The sequence below is a fragment of the Bradyrhizobium sp. P2_E8 genome (assembly GCF_056403875.1).
The window spans coordinates 1-1,664 of the sequence record NZ_JBFUES010001330.1 but is presented as its reverse complement, the minus strand read 5'-3'; the positions used below and the strand labels follow the sequence as shown (position 1 = coordinate 1,664).

General features: G+C 62.6%; 2 protein-coding genes. One reads left to right on the top strand and one right to left on the bottom strand.

Features of this window, described 5'->3' with window-relative positions; genetic code table 11:
- Window positions 1-1,053: aconitase family protein (locus tag AC1D00_RS40140; protein ID WP_477014509.1), on the bottom strand; the 1,053-nt coding region annotated here is incomplete at its 3' end.
- Window positions 1,054-1,295: 242 nt separating this feature from the next.
- Between AC1D00_RS40140 and ccmA the strand changes: the two genes are divergently transcribed.
- The coding region (ccmA, locus tag AC1D00_RS40135) for a heme ABC exporter ATP-binding protein CcmA (RefSeq protein ID WP_477014508.1) at window positions 1,296-1,664 on the top strand (369 nt) is incomplete at its 3' end.

Sequence of the window (1,664 nt, the reverse complement as noted above, 5' to 3'; positions counted from 1 at the left end):
GGCCTGCACCAGCGCAACGCGCGGTGCGGCGCGGCCGGAGGTCTTGAGGTAGTCGATCGCGGCAGCGTCGACCGGGAAGAAGCCGCAGGTCGCGCCGTATTCCGGCGCCATGTTGGCGATGGTCGCCTTGTCGGCGACGGAGAGATGATCGAGGCCGGGGCCGAAGAACTCGACGAACTTGCCGACGACGCCGAGCTTGCGCAGCATCTGCGTCACGGTCAGCACGAGGTCGGTCGCGGTGACGCCTTCCTTCATCGCGCCCTTCAGCTTGAAGCCGACGACGTTGGGCAGCAGCATCGACAGCGGCTGGCCGAGCATGCAGGCTTCCGCCTCGATGCCGCCGACGCCCCAGCCGAGCACGGCGAGACCGTTGACCATGGTGGTGTGGGAGTCAGTGCCCACGAGCGAGTCGGGATAGGCGACCTCGAAGGTGCCGGTCTTCTTGCCGACCGTCATCTTCTCCTTCTTGGTCCAGACCGTCTGGGAGAGATATTCGAGATTGACCTGGTGGCAGATGCCGGTGCCGGGCGGCACGACGGAGAAGTTCGAGAACGCCGCCTGGCCCCACTTCAGGAACTCGTAGCGCTCCTGGTTCTGCTTGTATTCCTCGGTGACGTTCTTGGCGAAGGCCTTGTTGTCGCCGAAGAAGTTCACGATCACGGAATGGTCGATGACGAGATCGACCGGCACCAGCGGGTTGATCTTCTCGGCATCGCCGCCGAGCTTCTGCATYGCGTTGCGCATCGCGGCGAGATCGACCACCGCGGGCACGCCGGTGAAGTCCTGCATCAGCACGCGCGCCGGGCGGAACGCGATCTCGTGCTCCAGCGACTTCTTGCGCAGCCATTTGGACACCGCGACGATGTCCGCCTTCTTGACCGAGCGGCCGTCCTCATTGCGCAGGAGGTTCTCGAGCAGGACCTTCATCGAATAGGGGAGTTTCGAAATTCCCTTCAGACCATTCTTCTCGGCCGTGGGCAGGCTGTAATAGACATAGGTCTTGGCGCCGACCTTGAGGGTCTTTTTGCATTTGAAGCTGTCGAGCGAGGTCATGTAGGAAATCCCAATTGTTAGTTATACCCGGCAAGGGGTATTTTAACACCGTCAGCGAATCCGGCTGGGTCGCTTGCAGGGGCAGGTTGAGTTGCTGCATCAAGTAGTTCCGGGCTTATAGAAGCTTTCTAACCGCGCCGCCACAGCCACAAACGTACCGCAGCAATTCGCGAGCCAAAAATTCCCATGCGCTACCCCAAGTTTTCCTGAGGCCTGGTTTGGACGGATTGATACGAGGCAAGATGCAGCTTTCCGGACGTGGGGTGATCTGTGTCCGGGGTGGCCGCGAGGTGTTTGCCGGGCTCGATTTCGAGGCCGCCTCCGGCGAGGCCGTGGCGGTCGTCGGCCGCAACGGCTCAGGCAAGACGTCCCTGCTGCGGCTGATTGCGGGCCTGCTCATCCCGGCCGGCGGGACAATCGCGCTCGATGGCGGCGATGCCGAGCTGACATTGCCTGAGCAATGCCACTATCTGGGTCATCGCGACGCCCTGAAGCCGGCGCTGAGCGTGGCGGAAAATTTGTCATTCTGGGCTGATTTTCTGGGCGGCGAGCGTCTTGACGCCCACGAGAGCCTCGCCACCGTCGGCCTCGACCACGCCACCCACCTGCCC